At 48.3% G+C, this 26322-nt stretch carries 20 protein-coding genes and 1 riboswitch; of the genes, 6 read left to right on the top strand and 14 right to left on the bottom strand.

The genetic code is table 11. From position 1 onward, the window contains the following. The first annotated feature begins 221 nt into the window (after nt 1–221). Together AB4Z30_RS19730 and AB4Z30_RS19725 are read left to right on the top strand one after the other, a co-directional pair. On the top strand, nt 222–1973 hold the full coding sequence (locus tag AB4Z30_RS19730) for an SWIM zinc finger family protein (protein WP_441929191.1): 1752 nt from the start codon (nt 222–224) through the stop codon (nt 1971–1973). Beyond that, nucleotides 1970–5008, top strand: coding sequence for a DEAD/DEAH box helicase (locus AB4Z30_RS19725; protein ID WP_441929190.1), 3039 nt, complete (start codon nt 1970–1972; stop codon nt 5006–5008). The genes AB4Z30_RS19730 and AB4Z30_RS19725 overlap by 4 nt, the downstream gene beginning before the upstream one ends. A gap of 127 nt (nt 5009–5135) precedes the next feature. On the opposite strand, the gene AB4Z30_RS19720 is transcribed toward AB4Z30_RS19725, so the two are convergent. Continuing rightward, entirely contained in the window at nt 5136–5603 is a 468-nt protein-coding gene (locus AB4Z30_RS19720; protein WP_441929189.1) for a hypothetical protein, read from the bottom strand. Nucleotides 5604–5779: 176 nt separating this feature from the next. Beyond that, a complete protein-coding gene (locus AB4Z30_RS19715) occupies nt 5780–6427 on the bottom strand; it encodes a TetR/AcrR family transcriptional regulator (protein ID WP_441929188.1) in 648 nt (215 codons plus the stop codon). Between the two features lie 214 nt (nt 6428–6641). On the opposite strand from AB4Z30_RS19715, the gene AB4Z30_RS19710 reads away from it, so the two are divergent. Next, entirely contained in the window at nt 6642–7325 is a 684-nt protein-coding gene (locus AB4Z30_RS19710; protein WP_441929187.1) for a type 1 glutamine amidotransferase domain-containing protein, read from the top strand. A 184-nt stretch (nt 7326–7509) separates the two neighbouring features. Here AB4Z30_RS19710 and AB4Z30_RS19705 read toward each other — a convergent pair whose 3' ends face one another. The 3 genes from AB4Z30_RS19705 to AB4Z30_RS19695 form a co-directional block, all read right to left on the bottom strand. After that, nucleotides 7510–8976 carry a glycoside hydrolase family 1 protein gene (locus tag AB4Z30_RS19705; RefSeq protein ID WP_441929186.1) on the bottom strand — a complete coding sequence of 489 codons (1467 nt, stop codon included), beginning with the start codon at nt 8974–8976 and terminating at the stop codon, nt 7510–7512. A 23-nt stretch (nt 8977–8999) separates the two neighbouring features. Beyond that, complete coding sequence (locus AB4Z30_RS19700; RefSeq protein WP_441929185.1) at nt 9000–10931, bottom strand: beta-glucoside-specific PTS transporter subunit IIABC; 1932 nt, start codon at nt 10929–10931, stop codon at nt 9000–9002. A gap of 200 nt (nt 10932–11131) precedes the next feature. Beyond that, nucleotides 11132–11977 (bottom strand): PRD domain-containing protein, encoded by an 846-nt coding sequence (locus AB4Z30_RS19695; protein WP_441929184.1) that lies wholly within the window; start codon nt 11975–11977, stop codon nt 11132–11134. 487 nt (nt 11978–12464) lie between these two features. Between AB4Z30_RS19695 and udk the strand changes: the two genes are divergently transcribed. Continuing rightward, entirely contained in the window at nt 12465–13097 is a 633-nt protein-coding gene (udk, locus tag AB4Z30_RS19690) for a uridine kinase (RefSeq protein ID WP_123066241.1), read from the top strand. Between the two features lie 200 nt (nt 13098–13297). Beyond that, a complete protein-coding gene (gene csaA, locus AB4Z30_RS19685; RefSeq protein WP_441929183.1) occupies nt 13298–13627 on the top strand; it encodes a chaperone CsaA in 330 nt (109 codons plus the stop codon). A gap of 27 nt (nt 13628–13654) precedes the next feature. On the opposite strand, the gene AB4Z30_RS19680 is transcribed toward csaA, so the two are convergent. The 6 genes from AB4Z30_RS19680 to AB4Z30_RS19655 form a co-directional block, all read right to left on the bottom strand. Then, complete coding sequence (locus AB4Z30_RS19680; RefSeq protein WP_441929182.1) at nt 13655–14476, bottom strand: ABC transporter ATP-binding protein; 822 nt, start codon at nt 14474–14476, stop codon at nt 13655–13657. Then, nucleotides 14466–15284, bottom strand: coding sequence for an ABC transporter ATP-binding protein (locus tag AB4Z30_RS19675; RefSeq protein WP_441929181.1), 819 nt, complete (start codon nt 15282–15284; stop codon nt 14466–14468). The genes AB4Z30_RS19680 and AB4Z30_RS19675 overlap by 11 nt, the downstream gene beginning before the upstream one ends. Next, nucleotides 15284–16894, bottom strand: a complete 1611-nt coding sequence (locus AB4Z30_RS19670) for an ABC transporter substrate-binding protein (RefSeq protein ID WP_441929180.1) — start codon at nt 16892–16894, stop codon at nt 15284–15286. Before AB4Z30_RS19670 ends, AB4Z30_RS19675 begins: the two co-directional genes overlap by 1 nt. 18 nt (nt 16895–16912) lie before the next feature. Beyond that, entirely contained in the window at nt 16913–17749 is an 837-nt protein-coding gene (gene nikC, locus AB4Z30_RS19665; protein ID WP_441929179.1) for a nickel transporter permease, read from the bottom strand. Next, complete coding sequence (gene nikB / locus AB4Z30_RS19660; protein ID WP_441929178.1) at nt 17750–18688, bottom strand: nickel ABC transporter permease; 939 nt, start codon at nt 18686–18688, stop codon at nt 17750–17752. A gap of 168 nt (nt 18689–18856) precedes the next feature. Next, nucleotides 18857–19051, bottom strand: a riboswitch (cobalamin riboswitch). Nucleotides 19052–19150: 99 nt separating this feature from the next. Continuing rightward, on the bottom strand, nt 19151–19987 hold the full coding sequence (locus AB4Z30_RS19655; RefSeq protein ID WP_441929177.1) for an AraC family transcriptional regulator: 837 nt from the start codon (nt 19985–19987) through the stop codon (nt 19151–19153). 229 nt (nt 19988–20216) lie between these two features. On the opposite strand from AB4Z30_RS19655, the gene AB4Z30_RS19650 reads away from it, so the two are divergent. Then, a complete protein-coding gene (locus tag AB4Z30_RS19650; RefSeq protein ID WP_441929176.1) occupies nt 20217–21515 on the top strand; it encodes an alpha-glucosidase/alpha-galactosidase in 1299 nt (432 codons plus the stop codon). A gap of 131 nt (nt 21516–21646) precedes the next feature. On the opposite strand, the gene AB4Z30_RS19645 is transcribed toward AB4Z30_RS19650, so the two are convergent. From AB4Z30_RS19645 to AB4Z30_RS19635, 3 genes are read right to left on the bottom strand one after another with little or no spacing between them, the layout of a single operon-like run. Continuing rightward, complete coding sequence (locus AB4Z30_RS19645; RefSeq protein ID WP_441929175.1) at nt 21647–22348, bottom strand: response regulator; 702 nt, start codon at nt 22346–22348, stop codon at nt 21647–21649. Beyond that, nucleotides 22349–23965 carry a DUF4118 domain-containing protein gene (locus AB4Z30_RS19640; RefSeq protein ID WP_441929174.1) on the bottom strand — a complete coding sequence of 539 codons (1617 nt, stop codon included), beginning with the start codon at nt 23963–23965 and terminating at the stop codon, nt 22349–22351. It abuts the gene before it with no gap. Nucleotides 23966–23985: 20 nt separating this feature from the next. After that, a complete protein-coding gene (locus tag AB4Z30_RS19635; protein WP_441929173.1) occupies nt 23986–26316 on the bottom strand; it encodes a histidine kinase in 2331 nt (776 codons plus the stop codon). Nucleotides 26317–26322 lie beyond the last annotated feature (6 nt).

Raw genomic sequence — 26322 nt, 5'->3', positions numbered from 1 at the left:
GTTGAATATAGTCTTCATATGGCCGCCGTGCAGCCAGTACTGCTCCTGAAATGAATACATACGTTATAAGATAAGCATACACAATATGGAGTATTCGTGCAGTAGATTCGGATGACGTCTGCACGAGCCTCTCCAGAACTGATATGATAGAAGCATTGAAGCTCTAGGCCGTGACGTCGAGGACGTCATCGTTATTAACCATGTATACCCCAGGAGATGGAATGATGAACATACCTAAGGAACAGATCATGGATGATACGCAGTGGCAAGCATTAATCCGTGAGGTTGCAGAGCTTTTTAACAACCTGACGATCATGCGTGGATTCCAATATTATAAGCAGAAACGTGTTGGAGCTTTAAAATTCAATGAGTCTCAGATCATTATGTCTGAAGTGCAAGGAACCGAGTCTTACGAAGTTGTGCTCCGTATGCAGGCTTTGTCCACGAGTTATTGTGCCTGTCCGGTCAACTCTCCATGCAAACATATGGCTGCTGTATTGATGAGTTATGCTGAACAGCAAGGACGCCCCGTTCCTGCACTGGTCAATGCACATGCAAGTACTGCCTTGAAGCAAACCAGCAAGCCGGCAGTTTCGACTTCTGGGAGAGCTTATAGCTTCAGCGATGTTACGGAACAAGAGGAGGCTTTCCAAGACACCCTCTCCTCGGATGGACCCCAGTATAGCACAATTAAGGAGCGGGCAACCGAACTCGCTGGAATGGACATTGTTGAATGGCATGAATTATTTCGAGCGACCCTCAAGCGACTCGGGACAGGAACAGCAACGACGGCCTACATTCAGGAAGCTGCAGATGAACTATACGCGATCAAACCTAAGATGTCAGTGGCGATGGATCAGCTGTTTGAGCTTCATGTTCAGCTTTACCTTATGCGTTACTGTATACCACCCGCGCGCAACTCTATTACGCATACTCCTGTGTATTTAAGTTACCCTGCCCAACTGGCGGTAGACGCTCTCCAAAAAGGAATTGAAGCCCTTCTGCTTCGGGATCTGGACTTGTCCGGATTGAAGGGCACGGCACTTGAACATGTCTGGGCAAGGCTCGAAGAAACTGCGGCTTATTTGCGGACAGAGATGTTGCCGGAGACCGCTAATATGATGTTCTTCACGCCCGTTTACTCCAAGCTGTGGCTAAACTGGATTGTGCCATGGCTTCAAGGTAAACAGGCGATGTTGGAGTCAGAACTTAATCTACTGAACGAAGCAGAAGCGAAGATCGTTTCGTCTGCAGGAACCGTGCCCGGCACAGATAAAAACGTCAGAAAAGCATCTTTACCATTACCGCTTGTTCTGGCACAAAGCTGGATGTACTACCACCTGGAACAAGACACATCGGCTTGGCAGAAACTTGTCCATGGCAGCTCAGCCTATGGTATTCCGCCGGAACATCTGTTGTCCTTTCTCCATACACTGACCGATGCAGCTGAATGGACACGTCTGTCCGAATGGCTGGTACAGCTCGGGCCCCTGCTGGCGGGTCGCCGCAATGCTCCTTTGCAGGACTATATGCGATTGTGGGATGTCGCCATCCAACATGTCCCGGACGCAGAGCACCGGATGTGGGACACGCTGGTCAGCATGCTTCCCCACTCTCGGCCTGCTTATGAGGACGCCATGCATTCTCGGGGGCAGTGGCGCAGATGGATTGATTTTCAACTGAGTACAGGCACAGAACCTCTCGAATTCCGCGTGGCCGTGTTGCAACCCATCGAGAAGGATGCCCCTGAATTGCTGTTGCCGTTCTATCATCAGGCGGTAGAGCGTTATATCACACACAAGAACAGAGATGGTTATAAAGCCGCTGTAAAGCTGCTGAAACGACTGTCCAAACTATATAAAAAAATGAAGCGAGAGGAGCCATGGGAGCAGTTCATTACTGCACTGGCTGTTCGCAACAGCCGATTGCGCGCCCTGCAGGAGGAGCTTCGGAAAGGTAAACTGATTCCATGAGTCTAATTCACCCCTATACGGAAACGATTGAGGTACATGTGGCTTTGACCGGCTATGGCGATGCGCTATTTTACGGTGCGCTGAATACACACCACTTTGTATCAGGCCAGTCGTTGAAGCAGCGTCTTTTTGCCTGGCATGCCCCCTCCTTCTACGGTACGGATCTGGAAATCCGGCAGATTGAAGAAGTCGAGCTTGTAGTGCTGCCTGCAGAAGAAGTCATTCCATTCTTTGCGGAAATGCATACTCTGATCCACATCGAGTGGAAGTGGGATGAGCAAGCAGAGCACCTTATCCGACTTGCTCCGATACTTGCATCATCCATTGAAAATCGTAAGTATGTCCCTAGTTTTGAGGCTCATCGCGCTGGACATCTGCAATGGACTTGGGATACGGACAGTATGAAAAAACAAGAGCTGGCTTCCCTTAACCAAGCGATTCAACAGACAGACGAGAGCTACGCCGAAGGGCTTGGCGCGGCCTATTCCGCCGCCGTGTTCCAGCAATGCTACAGCAAAGAAGAGGCTGCTACCGACCTGCGGAGGGAGTTCCCGCAGCTGTTCCCCGAGCGTGGAGTGCTTCCGCGAACAGGAGGACTTGATGCTCGGTCATGGCTGGTGTCCATCGGCTGGAAAGCCGATGCTGCACCCTTTCGCCCGATGCTGCAATTGCAGGAGCCAGATGAGGACGACTTCTCATGGCGACTGCGCTTGGTATTGCAGAACAAGCTGGACGCCGCGGTTCTCGTGCCAGTCATGCTTGATTCACGCGGACGACTGGAGGGCGAATGGCCCGAAGGATGGACGCCATTTGTTCTGGATCGCTCGGCTGGCTGGTTGGATCAGCTCCGTGCGCAACTGCCGCGTCTTGGCGGCTCCATCAGCGGCAGACGAGATATACTAAGCGATCCGCTGGATGATCAGCAAGCCTGGCAGTTCCTGACCCAAGAGAGCGGTCGCTTGCTAGCTGCCGGATGGCAAGTCCTTTTGCCGGGCTGGTGGGAAGCCGCCCGGAAGAAAAAACCGAAGCTGCGTGCGAAGGTGAAACCGGAGGAAGGCAGCGAACGTGGCCAATCCTTCTTCGGATTGGACTCGATCATTCATTTTGACTGGCGCATCGCCATTGGGGATACCGATCTTAGTGAAGAGGAATTTGCAGATCTCGTCGCCCGCAACGAACGGCTCGTCCGCTTCCGCGGTGAATGGGTGCCGCTCGACCCCGATTTGCTGGAGCAAATTCGCAGAGCCATGGGCGGTGTGGATCGGGAGCAAGGACTCTCTTTCCAGGATATTCTGCACTTGCATCTGCTTCACAATGAACAGCGGGAATATGCCAAGCAGAAATGGAAGGAAGGTCAACAGGCCGAAGCCGAGCAGGAACCGGAGTTATCTCAGAACAGCGAAAGCATCCGGCTTGAGGTGGAGTTGAATGAACATCTGAATAAGGTCATTGCTCAGCTTGGCGGCGGACAAGGAGGAGCCCCTTCCCTGCCCGTTCCGGAGGGACTTCATGCGGAGCTTCGTTCCTATCAGAAGGAAGGCTTCGCATGGCTTGGTTTTCTGCGCAGGTTCGGCCTAGGCGCTTGTCTTGCCGATGATATGGGTCTGGGGAAAACGATCCAGTTCATTACGTATCTGCTTTACATCAAGGATCATGAGCCAAGGCTGCCAGGACAGGCTCCAGCCCTTCTGATCTGTCCGACATCGGTCCTGGGTAACTGGCAGAAAGAAATCAGTCGTTTTGCGCCTTCCATCCGTGTGAGTCTGCATTACGGACCACGCAGGTTAAATGGAGAAGAATTCCGGGAGCAAGCAGAACAGTCCGATATTATTATTACTTCCTACGCTACGGCGACACTGGATCAGGAACTGCTGGAAACCTACACGTGGTCTGCCATCTGTCTGGACGAGGCACAGAATATCAAGAATGCCCAAACCAAGCAGTCCATGGCTGTACGCAGCTTCCCGGCCAAACATCGCATTGCGCTCACAGGTACACCGATCGAGAATCGGTTATCCGAACTGTGGTCGATCTACGATTTCATTAATCCGGGTTATCTGGGCAGTGCTCGTGCATTCCAGACCCGCTTCATCAGTGCGATTGAGAAGGACAAGGACGAGCAGCGTATGCAGGATTTGCAGCAGCTGGTGAAACCTTTTATGCTTCGCCGCAAGAAAAAAGATCCGAATATCCAGCTCGATCTGCCGGACAAAAATGAGATGAAAACGTATATTCACCTCACAGGTGAACAGAGTGCATTATATGACCAATCGGTGCAAGCTCTGATGGATAAAATGAAAGAGCTGGAGGGCATCAAGCGCAAAGGCGCGATTCTCTCCGCGTTAACTCAGTTGAAGCAACTGTGTGACCATCCATTGTTGCTTACTAAGGAAACGTTGCCTGAAGAGTTGCCTGCGGACGACCCAGCAACATCAACTTATGATGTGTACAGCCCGCAGGACATGGCGATGCTGATCAGCCGCTCGGCCAAGCTGGAACGGCTAATGGAGCTCGTTCGCGAGTTGCGTGACGAGGGCGAGCGTTGCCTTATTTTTACACAATATATCGGTATGGGGCAGATGTTACAGCAAGTGCTGCGTCAGGAGCTGCAAGAACCTGTACTCTACCTGCATGGTGGCACGTCGAAGACCGCACGGGATCGTATGATTGAGGAATTCCAGTCTCGAACACTGCCTGCGGACAAGCAACCTTCAGTCTTCATTCTGTCCATTAAGGCTGGCGGTGTTGGCCTGAATCTGACAGCGGCTAATCACGTCTTTCACTTTGACCGCTGGTGGAACCCCGCGGTTGAGAATCAGGCAACGGACCGGGCGTACCGGATGGGACAGACCAAAGACGTGCAGGTGCATAAATTCATCTCCCTCGGTACACTCGAGGAACGCATTGATGAGATGTTAGAGAGCAAACAGCAACTTAGCGACAACATCATCACCAGCTCCGAGAACTGGATTACCGAACTGCCGACGGATGAACTGAAGGATCTATTTACTCGGCGTCGCGACTGGTCGGGTTAAGCTGGCCGGGTAAAATAAAAAAAGAGCGAAGCTTTGGAATGTTGATTCCGGCTTTGCTCTTTTTGCTTTTGTAACGTTGTGTTTCTTGATGAAAGTACAATTCTAATCCTTGTTTTAGATCCCGGTCTTAACGCATGTTACCGATGATGGAGAATCTGGAGTCCTGCATCTTTTTAATGAAATTAGTCATCAGATCAAAAGCTTCATTCCGTTTGTTAGACATGGACTGCAAACGAAGCATATCCATTTGTTGCGAATTGCTGAGGGCATCAATCTGGCCTTTCAGTGTCTGCACTGCGGCTTGGTCACCGTTTTGCTGAGCCACTTGCAACTTTGCATTGAGATCAGTGATCTGTTGATTGCGGTTCTGTACCTCTTGGATTTGCGCTTGCAACTGAGCATCCAGCAATTTGGTACGCTCCTGCTGAACCATCATCAATGCCGTTTCAATATCCATGGAGGAGAGGTTCACGCTGGACAAAGAAGAAACGGGCTTTGCCACAGTAGCACTTGCTGCCGAAGCAGAAGTAACGACTGATACCGCTGCGATCGCGGCGATAGCCGTTGAAGAGAGAAGCTTTGTTGACTTTTTCATAGGGTAGACCTCCCAAAGTATGTAGAAGACATCTGGTCGTAATTGACATCTTTCGACATGATTATATCAGAAGACCTAGGACTTTAAATCTATTTATTTTAAATTTTAAATAAAATGTATACTCCCCATTGTTATCTCCAGGACTGACCATCCAATAACCCTCTCATATCTGCTCGTTACATCGTCCGTGACAGCTGTTGAATCAGCTCGTTAATGTATGCTTTTACCGGCTGATCATCCAGATTCCCCAAACGAGACGGATGCATCAATTGATGTTTCTTCATCACATAAAATTCAAACAAGGCCTGACGGATCGTCATATCATGTGTAATGGAAAATGACGGCTCAGCAATTCTGCGAATTACCGCTTCATCCTGAATCATGTACAGCACTGGACTAATTCGATTAAAGATGCCCTGATTCATTCCCTTCTCAAAAAAGAAACATAACTGTTCACTATGGTGCTGCAGAGCGGAGGCAATACCTTCGTATAATGCAGGATAAAGCTTCTTCACCTCGCTCCAAAAAAACTCGGGCAGATATAACACATGGGTCATCGCATGCTCATAGGCAATCTGAAATCTGCGCTCGTACGAGATCGTATCATCCTCCATTGTCGTCCGGGAATCATGAATCTCCTCAATATACACGTTCAGTACGTTCTGGATAATTTCCTCTTTGGATGAGAAATATTTATATAGGGTTGCCTTGCTGATATCCATATGTTTCGCGATGTCCTCCATGCGTAGGGAACTGATCGACTTTGTACGCAGAACCGGAATGATTTTAGTCAGTAGTTTTTGTGAATTCTCCAAACGTTTCAAGGGTTTACCTCCTTCATGCTGCGTCAATTGCTCCAAATTGGACAATATAATGAGTATACCATGTCTAGACAATATATACGGAGTATACAAACTATACGAATTTAATGAATTTAGTTTACTTTAACAAATGAGTATGATATATTGTCTGCATGAAGTTGTTAACGATTATATTTTACACAATTTAAATCACGAGCATGTACAGGAGGTTTTTACGATGAAAAAAATATTAGTTGTTTTGACCAATGTCGATAAATATGCAACCAAGGATGAACCTACAGGTCTGTGGCTGAGTGAAGCTACTCACTTCATTGAAGAGTTCGACCATAATGAGAATGTACAGGTTGATCTGGTCAGCCCGAACGGAGGCAACGTGCCACTTGATCCGAAAAGTCTGGGCGATTCTCTGGATGCCAGCACCAAAGCTTATTTCGAGAACGAATCCTTCATGAATAAATTGAAAAACACGTTGAAACCGAGCGAAGTAAACGCAAGCGACTATGATGCGATCTACTTCACAGGTGGACACGGTACAATGTGGGATTTCCCGGACAATGCCGAACTTCAAGCGCTATCACGTGATATTTATGAAAAAGGTGGCGTGGTATCCGGCGTGTGTCACGGGGTTACTGCCCTGCTGAATGTGAAGCTGTCCAATGGCCTGCTTCTGATTAACGATAAAAAAGTGTCCGGCTTCACGAATGAGGAAGAAGAACTGGCACAACAAACGAAATATGTTCCATTCCTGCTCGAAGATGCACTTCGGGAACGTGCTTCCGAGTACGTTAAATCCTCTCCTTACACTTCCTATGTAACTACGGATGGACGTGTGGTTACGGGACAAAATCCGCAATCCAGTAAAGCGGTAGCCGAAAGTGTCAAAGAATTGCTTAGTCTGTAAGATACCTCAGCTCCCCCATGAGCTTTTATATAAATAAATGTTGCAAGGATCTACACAACACAAACAGCACGTATCCGTCATAATCTGATGGATACGTGCCGTTTTAGTACTCCCCTTGCTTTAATAATTTTGGAAAATACTAGGAATTAACCACGCCTTCACTATAGATACAGGTGCGATGCGGTTACAGTTCTGCCCCATTGGTACGGATTACGTTCTGATACCAATAGAACGAGTCTTTGCGAATCCTTTTAAGCGTACCCTTACCGTAGTCGTCCTGATCCACATAGATAAATCCGTAGCGCTTACTCATCTCCGATGTACCTGAACTGATCATATCAATCGGACCCCACATCGTATACCCCAGCACCTCGACGCCATCCGCGATGGCGAGCCCCATCTGTTCAATATGTTTGCTCAAGAAATCAATTCGATATGGGTCATTTACTGTGTCATCTTCATTCAATGTATCGTAGAAACCTGAGCTGTTCTCCAAAATAAATACAGGCTTTTGATACCGGTCATAGACCAGATTCAATGTATAACGTAGGCCAATTGGGTCAATCTGCCATCCCCATTCGTTCGCCGGTAAGTGTGGATTTTTGTAGACGCTATGCACATTGCCTGCCGTTAGTTCAAGCTGCTCGGTATCGCTACTAGAAATCATGGAGTTGTAATACGACATGCCTACAAAATCAGCCGTATGTGCCCGAATTCCTTCCAGGTCGCCACCCTCAATGCGGAGCTGAATACCTTTATTTTTAAAATACGTCTTGCTGTAGTACGGGTACTCTCCCTTGTTGAGCACATCCAGATAAAACTGATTTTTCATCTGATCATCTTGCTGCATCTGAAGCGCATCCTCTGGCTTGCATGTGTACGGATACGTGGTGAAATAGGCCACCATGCTGCCAATCTGATTATTCGGATCAATCTCATGTGCCAGCCTCGTTGCTCTGGACGCAGCTACGAACTGGTGATGCAGCCCCTGAAAGAGCATTTCCTCATAATTAGGCGCGTCATAATCAATGATACCAAGCGTTTTGGCTGAGGCTTTCACACTCATATTGATTTCGTTGAACGTAACCCAGTATTTCACTTTGCCTTTGTATCTATTGAACAGCACTTCACAATAGTTCACATACAGATCGACGAGCTTGCGGTTGTACCAGCCGCCGAACTTGTCCATCAGCACAATCGGGGTATCAAAATGACTGATGGTAATCAACGGCTCCATGCCGTGCTTCAAACATTCATCAATGACCTGATCGTAGAACTGCAATGCTTTTTCATTCGGAGCTGTATCATCCCCGCCCGGAAACACTCTTGCCCACGCAATCGAATAACGGAACACTTTGAAGCCCATCTCGGCAAACAAAGCAATATCCTCACGGAATCGATGATAAAAGTCAATCCCCCGCCGCTTCGGATAGTTCGCCGCATTCGGATCGTTTCGAGCTTCCTCAATCATGTCCCAGTTTACCCGAATCTGCTTAGTTACCTTGCGGTCGTTCTTCTCGTTAAACTTCATGACCTCGGGAATGGTCAACGTTTTGCCGTCTACATCATAAGCGCCCTCTGCCTGACAAGCAGATAGTGCACCGCCCCATAAAAAATCTTTTGGAAAGTGGGATTTGCTCATATTCGTCATTGTAATTTCCTCCTGTGTTTTATTTACGGAATAAGTTTAATTAAAGCTTCGCTTTCCCGGATCGGGCCACTGCTCGCTGTCGTTAACACATCTCCATATTGTTGCATGTTAGTAACAACAATCGATGTAATCGTGTTATAACCTGCTGATCTAATGCCGTCTGGATCAAACTCCACCAACAAATCTCCTGCTTGGATGGTCTCTCCTTGTTTGATGTGTGCGTTAAAATATTTGCCTTTCAGACTGACGGTGTCTACCCCGATATGGATCAGAATCTCTACGCCGTTATTTGCCTTTAAGCCAATAGCATGTTTCGTGCGATAAAGAGCTTCAACCACTCCGTCAAACGGGGCATATACCTTGCCTTCCGTTGGCACGATTGCAATCCCTTTTCCCATCAGTTCTTGTGCAAAAGCTTGATCCTCTACTTCGGAGATCGGTTTAATCTCACCCGTCATCGGACTTACGATGAGCATGTCTGAAGAAGAAGTGTCGTTCAAAATAGACTTTTCTGATTGTGCTGTGATTCCTACTGTATTCGATTGATCGGTGTTGACTGTGCCAGAAGTTTTCTGCGACGGGCTTCCGTCTGTATCCTCCTTAATGCCCGCAATCAGGGTAAATACAAAGGCTAATACCACTGAAGCAATACATCCGATGATGACATAGATGTAACGATCTGCTGTGTACGTGCCTAGCGCCAATACACCTGGAAGTGCAATTGCGTTAGCCGTGGTATGAACCAGACTGTAAAATCCACCAACGATACCACCAGCCAAACAAGCTGCGAAGAAAGGGCGTTTATATTTCAACGTTACACCATAGATTGCTGGCTCCGTAATTCCGAATAACGCCGTGATGCCACTAGATCCCGCAGCAGATTTCATCGTTTTGTTCTTCGTCAGGACAAATACACCAAAGGCCGCGCCAGCTTGTGCCAGATTCGCTGCAAGTGCTGTAGGAATCAGCACCGTCGCACCCAGTGTAGCCACCTGTTGAATCTGAATCGGCATGATGGCATAGTGCATACCAAACATAACCATAATCGGTTTAAAGAATCCGAGAATCGCCCCTGCCAGAACACCTGCGGTGGAGAAGAGCGAGTTAATGCCATTCGTCAACCAGTCACCGATATGTGAGCCCACAGGGCCAAATACGATAAGTTCAAGCGGAACCATAATAAAGAGCACGATCATTGGAGTAAGCAACACTTGCAAAAACTTAGGAATCACTCGATTGACGAGCGGATATAAGTAACTCATAATCCAAACAGCCAGAATAATAGGAATAACCGAAGATGAATACTTCATGAGCAGGATCGGCATACCCAGAAAATCAACTGTGCTGACACCTGTCTCCGCAATTTTAGCTGCCGCATTCAGAATCGTCGGGTGCATCAGTCCAGCGGCAAGAGCTACCGCAAGATAAGGATTCGTTTTGAACTTATGTGCTGCGCTGACAGCAAGGAAGAACGGCAAGAAATAAAAGATCAAGTCACCGATCATATTGATAATGACCATGAACCCAGACCCTTCAAGCCATCCGAGTGCTGCCATTACCGTCGCAAAACATTTGATCATCCCGCAACCAACCAGAGCCGGGAGGATCGGCGTAAAAATACCGGCAATCGTTTCAAGTACCGCATTGAACGGATTGCGTTTTTTCTTCGATCCACTGCTTGCTGCGGATTCTTCGGAATTTTCCAATCGATCTGCGGTTAAATTTTTTACCTCACTGTAGACAGCATCCACTTTTGCTCCAATGATGATCTGGACCTGTCCCCCGGAATTCTGCGCTTTAAGCACACCTTCCAGCTGATTCAGTTCCTTCAAATTGGCTTTGCCATCATCCTTCAACACAAAACGTAACCGGGTAGCACAGTGTGTAAGTCCAGATATATTTTGCTCGCCGCCAACGAGCTCAAGCACGTTTTTAGCCAAGTCTTTGTTATTCATAACACTCTTCTCCTCTGCTTCAAGATGGATAATTAGATATATATGAAAAATGACCAAGCCGGGGAATCGTCATTCCCTACGCTTGGTCATGCCTGATCGAATCAGTAACAGTCCATTAATGAGTATTCAGTTGTTATACTAGTTAAACAAGAATGGTTTACACAGACACTTCGATGACAGAAGAACCTGGAGAGTAGCTGTTATTCTACTGGTTCATTGGTGGTTAATCGCTGGATATGCAGGATCAGATACAATTTCTCATCATCGGAACATGTCCATCCATAGTTTGTTTTCAGGAAATCAGCAATCTTTTCCACACAAGCGAGTTCCTTCGGGAATTTTTCCTTCACCATCGTATACAGAGACTCATTCTCATCTTTCAGCGACTTGCCGCTCATCTGTCGCATGATGAAGTATCTTATATGTGTGGCGAACCGCATGAAATGAATGGAGTCCTCTTGGAAATCAATCTTGAGTGCATACTTAATTACGGAAAGGATCTCTCCCGTCACAGTAGTTACCTTGGTTGTATCACTCATCTCCCCAGACCCTACCTGTGCATTCACAAAATGCAGGGCCAGCAGGGTGATCTCGGCTGACGGCAGAACCAGATCTGTTTTCTCCTGAATCAGTTTCAGTGCAGCTTCCCCTACCCGGGTCTCACTCGGATACAGTGTCCGCACTTCCCATTCCAGCGGATTTTTAATGTTAATGCCTTCTCTCGTTCGGGAAAGGGCAAAGCTGATATGGTCGGACAGGGTGAGAAGCAGATTCGGGTTAAAGGTTTTGTTCAAAATCTCACTGCCCAGCTTCATCACTTCCTCCGCGAGATAAATATCCTCAATCGGAATGCTGTTCAGCAGATCATACATCCGGATGTTCTTCGGGGCTACGAAAATTTTCTCCACCAGGTCCGTCTCGGTCAGCTCATATGGGGTTTTGAGAAACCCTACACCTTTGCCCACCACGAATACCTCTTCGTTATGTTCATTAATGGCAATCGCCACGTTATTATTTACTTTTTTGATAACCTTCAATGTTCTCACCCCCCCGCTGGAAATAAAAAAAGACCGAAAGCGATTACACGAAAGCAATCGAATTCGGTCATGCCTGGTTTCCCCAGTAACAGTCCGTGTTAACAATATACCTTTATTATAGGCACATCCTTTGAAAAGTCAATTGGTTAGTATCAGTAAAATTAGAGCCTGCTTCCTATGTAACCTGTATTACGGACGTGAAAAACCTGGTTGTGAAGCCTTTTAAGATGAGAGATGATTTTGCCGAAGAGGTTAAAAACGATCAATTCATTAAAGGGATGGAACTAAAAATTCAGTTGCCATAGTGAAAAAGAACTTCCTTCTTAGAGGCAAAACATGGGCTGTTCCTTAAGATGAAAAAGTCAGCGAGCTGTGGTACAATGAAGGAATTGTGTATTCGCAGACAGACATGCAGATCGCGCTTAAAAATAAAACATTTTGGGCATTCTTTATCGATTGATCATGCTGCCACTTTAGGGAGGTTTATGGAACAACCATGCTCATTATTGGTATCGCCGGAGGAACCGGCTCCGGCAAAACGACGGTAGCCCGCTCCGTTATCGAACGTCTGGGATCAGCCAAAGTTACATTTATATCCCAAGACAATTATTACAAAGACCAGTCAGACCTCACACCTGAGCAACGCAGACTGACGAATTATGATCACCCGTTTGCTTTTGATAACGATCTGTTGATCGAACATCTTACCCTCTTGAAAAAGGGCCAACCAGCATTTGCTCCCGTGTATGACTTCACCATAGATAACCGCGTTGCAGGCGAAACGATTGAGCTTGCGCCGAACCACATCGTCATTGTGGAAGGGTTACACGTACTGATTGATGAGCACCTTCGTACACTGCTGGATATCAAGGTATTTGTAGATACGGATTCCGATGTACGCATTCTGCGCAGAGTACTGCGGGATATGGAAGAGCGTGGACGTTCGATTCAATCCGTGTACAAACAGTATCTCGAAACGGTAAAACCGATGCATGATGCATTTATCGAACCGTCCAAAAAGTATGCGGACATCATCATCCCTGAGGGCGGGCATAATGAAGTAGGGATTCAGATGCTGTCCATTCTTACCGAGAAGTACCTCACGGGAGAAAACTGGAACAGATCTTAATCACAGTTGCATAACGGATAACAGGAGTTTTCAGGGGTTTTTAGGTAATATGCCTTTGAGCATTTCTTTGGAAAAAATCCCATCAGAAGATTTCAGACGGAAATCCAGGTTACGATACAGCGTAATCTGGATTTTTTGTTTTCGGGGATGGATATATCATCTATACTATATGACATCGTTTCGTTGAGAGGAGTTTATCTATGGCTACTTTTGAAGAGTTCAAGCAACATGATATTCGAGTAGGTACCGTGGTGGAGGCTGAACCTTTTCTGAAGGCTCGTGTTCCTGCGATTAAGATGAAAATAGATTTTGGGCCACTCGGTATAAAAAAATCCAGTGCCCAGATCACCCACCGTTACACACCTGACATGATGATTGGCAAACAGGTTGTTGCTGTCGTTAATTTCCCGCCGCGGCGGATTGCTGGTTTCGTCTCCGAGGTGCTTGTGCTGGGCGGTGTACCCGGAGAAGGTGATGTCGTTTTGCTCTCTCCGGATCAACCGTTACCGAACGGAACGCCAATTGCCTGATCGGCAGGCTCTACGATTGTTTAAGGGTTACTCCACACGCTCCCGCACCTGCATTTTTCCCTTCAACTCTCTAAGCGATAGAGCGGAGGACATTAGACTTCGGGTATAGGGATGATTCGCCGCACTGGACAGCTTGGAACTGTCCACTACCTCCACCACTTTCCCTTGATGCATGACGGCAATACGGTCACTCACCTGCTGTACCACCGCGAGATCATGTGATATGAATATGGAGGAAACCCCCGTCTCCATACGCAATTCCATGAGCAGATCCAAAATCTGCTGCTGGATGGACACATCAAGGGCAGAGGTAGCTTCGTCAAACAGAATGATCTCAGGCCGTACGCCAATCGCACGAGCAATGACGGCTCGCTGTTGCTGACCGCCACTTAATTCATGTGGATATTTATCTGCATCCAAAGCAGACAATCCAACTCGCTCCAGCAATCTTCGTGTCTCCTGAATGGCCTGCTGGCTCTGCATCATTTTGTAATTCAACAGAGGCTCACTGATAAACATACCCACCTTCATGCGTGGGTTAAAAACTGCCGCAGGCTCCTGGAAAACCATCTGAATCTGCTTGCGCATCTGACGCAGCTTCTCGCCCTTCAGACGGGTGATCTGCTGCTGACGGTACCAAATCTCTCCTGAAGTCACCTGTTCCAGATGAGTTACACACTTGGCTAGAGAGCTTTTGCCACTTCCGCTCTGCCCGACAATCCCCAAACACTCACCCGGATATAAATCCAGATCTACATTCTGTAGAGCTTGGACACCCTGCCGCCCTTTCAACCCATAGGTTTTACATACGTCACTCAGTTTCAGAATGGGTGATCTGTCATTGATCATGCTTGTTCCCCTCCAGTTCAGGTACAGCATCAAGCAGTTTGCGGGTATACGCGTGTTCAGGATTCGAGATGACACGCAGCGTATCTCCCAGTTCCACCAATCTGCTATCTAACATCACACCGATGCGGTCAGCCATATGAGCAGCAATAGCCATATTGTGCGTTACCAGGATCATACCTGTCCCCTTGTCGGCACAAAGCTTGCTCAATTGGCTCATCACTTCATTTTGGGTGGTCACATCCAGCGCACTGGTCGGCTCATCCGCCAGCAGCAGTTCCGGCTCCAGCGCAGCAGCCATCGCAATCGCTGTCCGCTGCTTCATGCCCCCACTAAGCTGGGAAGCATACGAATGCAAGACTCGTTCAGGATCATCCAGCTCCATGCGGGCAAGTGTGCGGACGGCCAATCCCCAGGCCTCTTTCCGGGACATGGGGAAATGGGCACGAATCGCCTCCACATACTGACTCCCGATACTCCGAATCGGATTCAGATAGGAACCGCTGTCCTGAAATACCATCGCGATTCGTTTGCCGCGCATCCCCCGCCAATTCTGCTGTGAGTCCCGTAGCAACACCCAATCACGGAAGGTAATCTCTCCTCCGCTGTATTGTCCACCTACAGGCAGCAGTCCCAGTAAAGCCCGGATAAGAGTAGACTTTCCACTACCACTTTCACCTACAATGCCAATAATCTCTCCCTGTTTCATGGAAAAGGATATATCCCGCAAGGAAGGAATCCCTTCCTTGTAACTAACAGACAAATCCTTCACCTCAAGCCAAGGTGTTGTTTCTGCACGCAGCTGCATCATCACTGCTCAACCTTGATATTGCGGTCAAGAAGATAAAAATCAATCGGGTACATTGTGGCGCCCTTCACATTATTTTTGCTGACAATATTAATCGGAGTGTATGTCAAAAACATATACGCCGCATCGTCCAGAATCATCTGCTGCGCTTCTGCTGCCAGAGCATACCTTTTCTCCACATCGAACTCCGAGTGAAGACGCTCAATGAGCTGATCTAACTTCGGATTGCTGTATCCGCCAACATTCCACTCCGCGCCCGTTTTGAAATAAAAGTCCAGAATATACTGCGGATCACCCGTGATCCCTGTGTTAATGCTCGTCAGAGCAAGGTCATAATTCCCGCTCTTCTGATGGTCGGTGAGGTCCTCATACGAAGTTAGCTCCAGACCAACACCAATCTCCTTAAGCTGGGACTGCATCGCAGCAGCCACAATGGAATCCGACTCATATGCTGAGTTTAAAATGAGTTGTAATGATAGCTTTTTCCCGTCTTTGTCCCGAATGCCATCTCCATCCGTATCCTTGTATCCGGCTTCATCCAGCAATTGTTTTGCTTTCTCAGGTTCGTAATCGTAACCCTTGATTTTGTCATATCCAAAAGGCAAAGCAGAGGTGAATGGCCCTTTGGCTGCTTGTCCACCAACCAGTGTATTCGCGTACATTTCGCGGTCAATTCCGTAAGAAATAGCACGGCGAACCTTTGGATCACTTAGCAGCGGATGGGTGGTGTTAAACCACACGAACTGTGTACGCAAGCTCGGAATCTCATCGATGGTGTATTGTGTTTTGTCCTGGAAAAGAGGCATATTGCTACGTCCCACATTGCTTGCTACATCAATTTCCCCTGATTGCAGCGCCAGCGCCCTCGTGCTGTCATCCTTAATGTACTTCAGTGTCATCGTATCCAGATCAGCCGCGCTGCCCCAGTACTTATCGTACTTCTTAACCTGTATCTCTTGGTCAGGCGTGTATCCTGTAACCATGAACGGCCCGGTAGCGATTGGCTCAGTCTTGAATTTCGATGTGTCAGCACTCGTATCCACAATAATAAACAACGGCTCGGCAATATTACCTAGTAGAGAGGCATCTGGCTGTGTGGTTTTAATCGTCAGATCCTGCCCTTCGGCAGTCATCGAAGCAATCGGTAGTGTGGATTGACCTCTCTCATTCAGCGAGATAGAGCGTTCGATTGATTTTTTCACCGCATCCGCAGTCACCGGATTGCCATTATGGAACGTTACCCCGTCCCGAATATGAAAATGCCAGGTTTTATCATCGATTCGATCCCACTTATCCGCCAGTTTGGGAACCATCTTCATCTGCTCGTCAAACTGAACCAGCGTCTCCCCAATAGCCGCGCGCGTCAGCGTCCAGCCATTCCATTCCTCCGCGGGATCAAGACTGCTGCCCAGCCAGAATAAGGCCACATTCAGATGTGATTTGTTACCCGCACCTGTCGCGCTAGCCGCACCACTTGCATCCACATCTGTTGATTTCCCCGCAGCATCTGATGATGACGTTGTTACATTTTTGTTGTTACCACAAGCTGCGAGCACTAGAACAACCATGATGGACACGATCGTTAGCAGCCATGTTTTTTGAATCCTGCTCATGCTTCCCATTCCCTTCAGTTAAGCTGTATTTTTCGTGGGATCAAGCACATCTCGCAGACTGTCCCCCAGCAAATTAAAAATGATAACCGTGCTAAATATCGCAAGCCCCGGATAGATTAACAGCCAAGGCGCAGTCTGCAGATATCTTCTGCCCTCATTCAACATCGCTCCCCACTCCGGATCAGGCGGCTGTGCGCCGAGTCCAAGAAAGGACAAGCCCGAGATGGACAGCATCATGCCGCCCACGTCCATCATTGCCATGACAATCAAAGGGGGTAACATATTGGGCAGAATCGTTCTGCTAATGATTTGAATTTTACGCGCACCGCTGAACGCAGCGGCAGTGACGAACTCTTTTTGCTGAAGAGAAATGACCAGGCTTCGGGCCATCCGTGCATACTTTGCCCACCAGACCACTGAAAGTGCAACCACCGTGTTAAAAAGTCCCGGCCCTAACATCCCTACTACGGCGATTGCAAAAATCAAACCCGGAAATGCCATCAACGTATCACACAGCCTCATCAGCACCGTATCCACCAATCCCCGCAGAAAACCTGCAACAACACCAACCGCTACGCCTAAGCTGAAAACAATCCCGATCATCATAAATGTGAGCAACAGAGATGTGCGTGCTCCATATAAAAGTCGAGACAGAACACACCGCCCAAGCTGATCCGTTCCGAGTGGATATTCGGGGCTGGATGGTTGCAACACTTTGGCAAAATTCGTGGCAAGTGGATCGTGAGGTGCCAGAAGCGGTGCAATCAGAGCCAGAACGATCCAGCCCGTGGTCAGTGTTAACAAGAAAAGAAATAGACGGCGTTGTGTCAGATATGATCGAATCTTCATCATCATCTAGACATCCACATCCAGTTGAATGCGTGGATCACGCAGATGTGTCCAGAGATCCACGATCAGATTAAGTGTGACATAAATGACCGCCATCCAGATCACATAACCCTGTATCAGGGGGTAATCCCGGGTGAAAATGGCATCCACCGCCATCTGGCCTACTCCTGGCCATACGAATAAACTCTCCACAATCGCTGCCCCGCCAAGTAACGCTCCTGTTGTCATGCCTAGAAGGGTCACAATCGGCAACAGTGAATTCGGCAAAATATGCCGCCAAATAATTATCGATTCCTTCACACCTCTCGCTCTTGCGCCCACTACGTAATTCTGGCTTGTCTCCTCCAGCATGACTGCACGAATCTGCCGGCTATATTGGGCGATCAGCGGAATAGCCAGTGTGACAGCTGGCAAGACCAGGCTATACCATCCGGAATTGCCCATCACGGGCAGTAGTTTCAGCTGCACACCAAACACCAGCATCAGCAGCATGCCCAGCCAGAAGCTTGGCATCGATAAACCAGCAAACGAAAACAGGCGAATAATATAATCCAGCCATTGGTTCTGGCGTATAGCCGAAAGAACTCCCAGCGGAAAAGAAATCAGAATCACCAAAAGCATGGCACTCCCGGTTAACTTGAGCGTTGCCGGAAGACGTGCCATTAACACATCCAGCACCGGACGATCGTATTTATAAGACGTACCAAAGTCTCCCGTGAATACCTGTCCCAGCCACGTCCCATACCGAACCAGAAAAGGTTTGTCTAATCCAAGCTCTAACCTCACCTGCCTAACCAATTCATCCGAAGGTGTGACTCCAGTCGACATCAGCATTAGCCTGGCAGGATCTCCGGGAGACAGATATGTTAATAGAAATGTCAGAAATGTGATGCCAAACAGAACAGCGACCAGTTGTAATAATCGTTTAGCGATATATCTGCCCAATAATAAAAACGTCCTTCCCGGTTCATGCGCATGTACGCCATCAGCCTCATTCGGTTCAATCCAAAAAGGCGTCCTTCTCCGTTTTACTGGATGAGGACGCCTTAAATAAACAGATTTTCAGAAAAAATCATGCTCTTTAAACACCTTCCTATCTCCCGTAGGGTACTGCTGTGTTTGTCCAACCTGGCAGGTCTCCTGGCTTCAGCATCATTGTCATAGCAGCTCCTTCCCGATCTTCTTAAGACCAGTGGATATGCTGCCTGACTCCTCTGTTACAGTGGCGGGACCGCGCCGGCATCACACCGGACTTCCCTTTTAAGCTTCTACCCCAGCGGGTAGAGCACCAAGTTCCACGTATTCAATTCACTAAAAGTGGGTATCTGTTACACTTCTGTATCAGTATAGCGGCATAAGGAATAATGTTCAAAACTTTTCTTTCAAAATTTAAAATCATGAATGCGGCTAATCTCGCACTCGCGAACCCTTGGGTGAAACCCCTGTCACACGTTTGAACATTTTGGAAAAGAGTAGCGGATCGGTGTATCCAACGGAGTGGGCTACTTCACTCACAGACAACATCGGATTACGAAGCAGCTCCGCTGCACGATTCATGCGATACTCCAGAAAAAAGGCTTGCAGCGACTTGCCATATCGCTCTTTGAATAACCCCGATAAATATGTTCGATCCAGCCCGACAGCCTGTGCGATATCCATAATAGAAGTACGCTGGCTATACCGATTCTCCATAAACTGCACAGCCTGCCGAATATAAGTTTCTTTTGTTGAAAGGAGTGGGTTTTCTTCTTCTTTATTCGGTGAGGATGCAATTAATGCCGCTATAAGTCGGTATAACAAGCTTTGATGCAGGACATCCCCCCCTGCAACAGAGCTCGTTCCAGCCTGAAGCATCTCGTCATACAGTGCTGCCAGCACATTCTTATCATGAGCAGTAAACACCGGGTGCTCCTCACTTAACTGCGCACGCTGCATGAAGGCCTTCGCCTGCACACCTCTGAAGCCAAACCACGAATACGTCCAAGGCTCCTGTGTATCCGCCTCATAATGGATGACCGTGTCGGGTAAAATGAGAAATCCTTGCCCCTGAGTCAGAGGATATTCCCGATCCCCCATATATACCGTACCATGGCCCTCATGAACGTAATGCACGATATAAGAGTCACGCACCCCCGGCCCCCAATAATGGGCAGGGTCACATGCCTCCCATCCATAGAATAACAAGACCAGCTCCATCTGCGTCCAGCCCGCAGAAACTACATTCATTTCAACCTTCCGGCTCATGTTCCTCCTCCTTACGACCAACGATGATCCAGCCATCTTCAAACTAATATCATATATCTTTCCGTTTCCGTTACATTAAATTATAACAGGTATATAACGCTATTTGTCATTGAAAACGGAAACAGAAATGGGATTATGCCATGTTTGAAAGGGGTTGAGCCATAGTGATATGAGCCTGTTCGGCCTATAGTTGGGGTACAACATTTTTTTCGGGAAGGATGAACTTGAGATGAACAAAATTACGTTTCTCGGTGCAGGCAGCACCGTTTTTGTAAAAAATGTATTGGGTGATGTGATGATGACGGAGGCCTTGCAGGACTTTGAACTGGCCTTGTTTGATATTGATGCTGAACGTCTAAGTGATTCGGAGCGTTTGTTAAAAAGTCTGGCTCAATCACTGGGAAGCCGCTGTTCCGTAAAAACATACCATGATCGTAAGGAAGCGCTGCGCGGAGCTAAATATGTAATCAATGCTATCCAGGTGGGCGGATATGATCCGTGTACGATTACCGATTTTGAAATTCCGAAGAAATACGGCCTGCGTCAGACAATTGCCGATACGCTCGGTATTGGCGGAATCTTTCGTAACCTGCGTACCATTCCGGTGATGCTGGACTTCGCCAAGGATATGCAAGAGGTATGCCCGGATGCCTGGTTTCTGAACTACACGAACCCGATGGCTGTACTCACCAACGTCATGAATGTGCATGGCGGAATTAAAACGATTGGTCTGTGTCATAGCGTACAGGTCTGCGTGCCTCATCTGTTCGATGCACTGGGGATTGACCAGACTGGTGTCGTTGCGAAAATCGCCGGTATTAACCACATGGCATGGCTCTTGGAAGTAACAAAAGATGGCGTCGATCTGTATCCAGAGATCAAACGTCTTGCGAGACAGAAACAGCAAGAGACTCATGATGATATGGTACGTTATGAACTCATGCATCGCTTCGGTTATTATGTCACAGAGTCCTCCGAGCATAGTGCAGAATATCATCCGTATTTTATCAAACGCAACTACCCGGAATTGATCGATCGTTACAACATTCCACTCGATGAATATCCACGCCGCTGTGTGAATCAGATTGCTGAATGGAAGGAAATGCGAGAGAAGCTGTTCGCGAGTGAAAATATTCAGCATACCCGTAGCCATGAATATGCTTCGCACATTATGGAAGCGATGGAGACAGATCGTCCGTATAAAATTGGCGGCAATGTCATGAACAACGGGTTCATTACCAACTTGCCACGCGAAGCTTGTGTCGAGGTCCCTTGTCTGGTCGATGGCTCCGGAATCAGCCCGACGTATATTGGTGACCTGCCGCCACAACTGGCAGCGCTGAACCGTACTAATATCAACACTCAATTGCTCACCATTGAAGCCGCTATGACGGGCAAAAAAGAGCATATCTATCACGCAGCGATGCTCGATCCGCATACGGCTGCTGAACTGTCCATGGATGACATCGTGGCGATGTGCGATGACTTGATTGAAGCCCACGGCGATTGGCTACCAAAATTCTCATAATATAAACATCAAGACATACAAACCAAGATATGTAACCAGAATGCATAACTAAGATATACAAAAAGAGCACCGTGCCTTTCGAAATCGAAGGGGACGGTGCTTCTTTTTCACTTTTATCACTTATTTTCAGATTATTCCGCAGGCAGTAGAAAACGATATCCAATCCCCGGTTCCGTCTGAATATAGGATGGCCGGGTGGGATCTTCCTTCAATTTTTTACGCAAATGACCCACATACACCCGCAAATAGTGGCTGTCCGACTCATGATGATGCGCCCCCCATACTTGCTGCAAAAGCTGGCGCTGGGTAATGATTTTGCCTGCATTGGAGGCAAGCACCTTCAGCATCTCATATTCGGTTGGCGTTAACTTGACCTGCTCTCCGTCCAGCTCAACCTGTCTTAAAGCCAAATCAATCACTAAGGAACCAAATCGTAAAATGGGTTCATCTGTTGTTTTGGCCACATGCCGCAGCGCCACCCGAATCCGGGCAACCAGTTCACCCATGCCAAATGGCTTGGTTACATAATCGTCTGCGCCTCCATCCAATGCAGCAATTTTGTCTACTTCCTGATCCTTCGCCGTCAGCACAATAATTGGCACCTGCGACCATTCCCTTATCCGGTGAAGCACATCCATGCCAGACATGCCTGGCAAACCGAGATCGAGAACGATCAAATCGGGATGCACCATACTTGCCTGAATAATTCCCTCTTCTCCATCAGCACACTCATAATGATCATATTGGTGGGCCTGAAGAGTCACTTTAAGCAGTTTACGAATCTGCGGTTCATCATCAATGACCAGAATACGTGCTCCTAATCCAGCATTCATCTAATCTCCACCCTCTCCTAGTGCTGTATAGGAAAATGGCCTTTCATCCTCTCCCACAGGCAACTCTATTCGTATTCTTGTTCCTCCATCTGGATTCCCCTCAGCTTGGATTGTACCTCCGTGAACTTCCACAATGCCTTTGCAGATGGCAAGCCCCAATCCAGTTCCCGTAATATGCTGCGTGGAGGGTGAGCGATAAAATTTATCAAACACGCGAGTACGCTCCGGTTCTTCAATCCCAACACCCTTATCATCTACGATGAAGGTCACACAGCTCTGACTCGCATCGTTCTCAACCCGTATGACCACCATGCTCTCGTTAGATGAATACTTGATTGCATTGCTGACGATGTTCACGAGCACCTGCTCGAGCAACACCTCATCTCCGTCAAAAAAGACGGGGTCTTCCGGCAGTTGCACCGTAACTTCACGGTGAGGGCTGAATTCTCTGACTTTTGCCAAAACAACGCTAATCATATCCCCTACGTCACACCATTTGCGATTTAGTTGCAGCATACCGCTCTCCAGCCGCACCATACCAAGCAAGTTGGTCACAAGACGGTTCATGCGCAGTGCTCCGTCACGGATGTTGCCTGTCAATTCTCTGCGGTCCTCGGGTGTAAAAAGAGTATCGTTCTCCATCAGCCCTGTAGCTGAACCGATAATGGCGGTTAACGGCGTGCGCAGCTCATGCGATACCGAATCCAGTAGCGCAGTTCGGATGCGCTCTGATTCAGCGGTAACTTGAGCGAGGCGCGCTTCCTCAGCCAGCTTTACCCGGGCGATCGCACCTGCCGCAAGACTGCCACAGGCTTCCAGTAGCTGGCGCTGTTCCTGCTGCTTCTCCGGCTCATTAGTTGTCATGTGTACGGCAAGTACACCGTGAATGTGATTCTCCGTTCGCAGCGGAACATACAGTCCCGTCGACTCACCAAGCTTTGGTGTACCTTTGCCTGCGATCTGTCCCTGTTTATAGACCCAATCGGCGATAGCCAGCTCCGAAGAACGGCTCCCCCAGGCACTCTTATCTGTCCCGAACTCAGACACAGATTTCTGTTTTACCCCAAGCTTCAGTTCACCCTGCTGATCCGGCAGATATATGGCAGCTGGACTTCCGAGCATAAGGGATATTTGGCTCGTCATGTTATCCAATAAGTTATCCAGATCGGTAATGGCAGTGATCTGTCGACTAAGATCATACAGGGCATTGGTTGTGGCTTCACGAGATTTAACCCGATCCAGCTGTTGCCGTAAACGTCCGGCGAGACTTGCCGTCATGATGGCGACAGCCAAATACACTGCAAACGAAATAAAATATCTCAAATCCTCTACCGTAAAACTGAGATAAGGTGGAACAAAAAAGAAATCAAACATGACAACACTGAGGGTCGCTGCATATATTGCTGGCCCCATTCCCCAATATACAGCACTGATCAGTATAGGAAACAGGTACACCAAAGCAACGTTGACCAGATCATCACTCATCCCGATGATATGAAGCAGTACGGTTAACAGGATGATGGCAAGTGTTACCCATATATAGGCGGGAACCCTTTTCCAACGAGAGATTCCCTGTAAGCTTTCCTGATCTTCGCCCTCTTCCTTATGTTCAGACAAATTCCATTCCACCCGCTTTATTAATAATCATCATCCGCTACGATTAATACATCACGATGTCTCGACAGACGAACAAGCTGGTTCACCACCGATCCCGAGCCACGATGACCATTCAGCCACCATACCCGTTTCGCCTGCCCCACCACCAGTTGTGTCGCCTTCGCTTCCGTAGCCTTTGCAGCCAAAATATCTGGTACCTCCCGCAACTTTGCACTTTGATGGATATGAAAATGGCCCCCCAGCCGCACAGTGAGTTGCTCCAATCCTGCCAGGTGCTCCTTCACTTCAGGAGTCATTACCATGCCTGTGCCGATGTGTACATGATGGACATGCCAGGATGCCTTCAGCCGATAAGCCATGCGAAAACCTCTACGAATTAACCGCTCGGCGTGACGGTCACTGCTGACACACACAAAAACCGACTCTTCACGGCGCCATGGGCCCCGTAGTGTACGCGCCGCTCGCTGCGATTCCAGCCGCTCATCCACATCGTCCGCAAGTTCGCGTAGAGCCAGCTCACGCAGAGCGATCAGATTACCTATTTTAAAAAAATTCGCAAGCGCCTGCTCCACCTTGGCAGTTGCATAGATTTTACCCTCTCGCATGCGCTGCCGCAAGGCCTCGGGAGCGACATCAATCAGCTGCACCTCGTCCGCCAATTGAATGATCCGATCAGGTATCGTCTCTCTCACCCGCACGCCCGTAATATGCTCAACGGCATCATTCAAGCTTTCAAGATGCTGTACGTTCACGGTTGTAATGACGGATATGCCTGCGTCTAGCAGTCGCAGCACATCATCATAACGCTTTTGCCGAGCATTCCCAGGCACATTGGTATGCGCAAGCTCATCCACAAGCACCACTTCGGGATGCAATTGTAATATCGCTTCCGTATCCATTTCCTCTAAGCATGTGCCTTGATATACACTCTGTGCTCGCGGGATGATAGACAACGAGCCGATTTGTTCCACCGTGTCTGCTCGACCATGGGTTTCCAGCAACCCAATTTGCACATCGATGCCTTTGCGCAACAGATCATTGCCTTCCCGCAGCATCATATAAGTTTTGCCCACCCCCGGAGCAGCCCCAATATAGATTTTGAACGTACCACGCCGAATCAGTCCAATCTGTTCCTCCATCTCCTGCTCACTGAGTCTGCGATAGGTTTTCTGCTCCGTGTCACTTACTTTTGCCGGCACAACCCGTTCGCCCTCTTGCGCTGACCGATCCGCAACCAGTAGTAAATCCACCCCTTGCAGTTTGCGAAGTAGCGAATTAATAAGGGAGCCCTGCCATAACTCCTGCCAGCGTGTACGCCGCGAATGCCCCATAACAATCCGGGTAATCTGCTGTTTGATCGCATACTGCGCCAACGTGGCCGGGATGTAGCGGTGATGTATGACCGGAAGTTCCTCCATGTGTCCGCCGATTTTCTCCACCAGTTTCATCATGTTGCGGCGAAATACCGTCGCTTCCCTCGTTAGTTTCTGTTTCATTGGACGGAAGACAACAACATGCAAGTTCCCGTTCAATCGCCGGGCAATCTGCTGTCCACGCTGAATGTAGATCGAACCGTTCCAGTGGTACTGCGCGGAGACTAGAATGCGTTCCATGATGCCTGTTGCAGGCGGAAGACCCATTTCCTCGCGATGCTCGCGTAAAGACTCGTTAACCCCTTCTGCAACAAGTTTCAGTGCCAGCTCACGTAAAATCCCGAGATTACCATGGCGGAAAACGTCTGCACTCCCGTGACCTTGCAGATGACCTTCCGCAAGACGACTCAAAATGGTTTCTGGCGTAACGTCGATCAGCTTTACTTCATCCGCCAGTTCCAGTGTGTCCGCCGGCAAGGTATGTGCAACCTTAATTCCCGTGAGCTGTCTGGCGAGTTCGGTATACCCCTCCAGTTCATATACGTTCACGGTAGTTATGACACTGATGTTATGGCGCAATAGAAAACGGATATCCTCTAGTCTGGTCGCATGTCTCGCCCCCGTCCGGTTTCGATGTGCCAATCCATCGACCAGCACAACCTCGGGATTGCGAACTAGCAATGCATCCAGATTCAAGTCCTTCATCTCCGCTCCGTCACTGCTCCGAATCCAATGGATGCTTGGCACACGCTCAAGCTCGCCGAGCTGTTCTACCGTTTCCGGCCTTCTCATCGTGGAGACTGCACAAATGACGACATCTACGCTCTGCTCGCGCAAATAGTTACCGTCTCTGAGCATATGATACGTTTTACCTGAGCCACTGACCGGGCCAATGTAGATTTTAAACGTACCCTCTTGCAGCTTCGAAATCATGCGCAGCATCTCTTCCGGCGATTTCCGTTTGAAGCTGTCTTCCATGCTATC

The sequence above is a fragment of the Paenibacillus sp. 2TAF8 genome (assembly GCF_052114825.1).
In the GTDB taxonomy this organism is placed as follows: domain Bacteria; phylum Bacillota; class Bacilli; order Paenibacillales; family Paenibacillaceae; genus Paenibacillus.
The sequence above is the reverse complement of the archived record's forward strand: the minus strand, read 5'-3'. Positions and strand labels throughout refer to the sequence as shown.